The sequence below is a fragment of the bacterium genome (genome assembly GCA_024228115.1).
Lineage (GTDB): Bacteria > Myxococcota_A > UBA9160 > UBA9160 > UBA6930.
Window position 1 is genome coordinate 1 of record JAAETT010000369.1, and the last position, 579, is coordinate 579.

Annotated in this window: 1 protein-coding gene; it reads right to left on the reverse strand. The window is 62.9% G+C overall.

Features of this window, described 5'->3' with window-relative positions; all coding sequences use genetic code 11:
- Nucleotides 1-65 precede the first annotated feature (65 nt).
- The coding region (locus tag GY937_16150) for a hypothetical protein (GenBank protein ID MCP5058237.1) at nt 66-579 on the reverse strand (514 nt) is incomplete at its 5' end.

The window sequence follows — 579 nt, forward strand, 5'->3', positions numbered from 1 at the left end:
CTAGCCCTGATCCGAGAATAATCTCACGCTGAGCAGTGTAGTCCGGAGGCGAAGCGGGGGCCGGATCAGGCAGCGAGGCGTTGAATCGCTCGTTCGCAGCGCCGGATCCTGGATCGAGCCGTCGAGGAGACGGCGAAGCGGAGCTGGGGCCGTCCACTGGGCCGAGCGATGCGGGCGGGCTGCTGGATGAGTTCGAAGCGCAGAGTGGAGAGTGACTGGAAGACGTAGGCGAAGGTTCGCTTGCGAGTTCGCGGACGCTGAGGGGCACCCGTGGTGATCTGGAAACTTCGGACGAGATTCAGTGTGAGAGCACTGAGAAGCTGCCAGGCGGCGTTGGCATAGCGATCGTTGGTGGGAATCGCGGCGAAGGCCACCTGGGACTTGAGTTCCGCGAGGGTTTTCTCGTGGGCTCCGCGTCCGGCCATGAAATGCCAGAGGGCCGAGACGCCAAGCTTCTTGTTCGTGGCCACGGCGGAGTACTCGTAGTGGCCATCGTCGGGACTGAAGAGGTCGAGCTGGAAGTTTTTTCGGCTCTCGTGAGGAACGTGCTTGCGGTAGACCACGACCCGCTCGACCCGA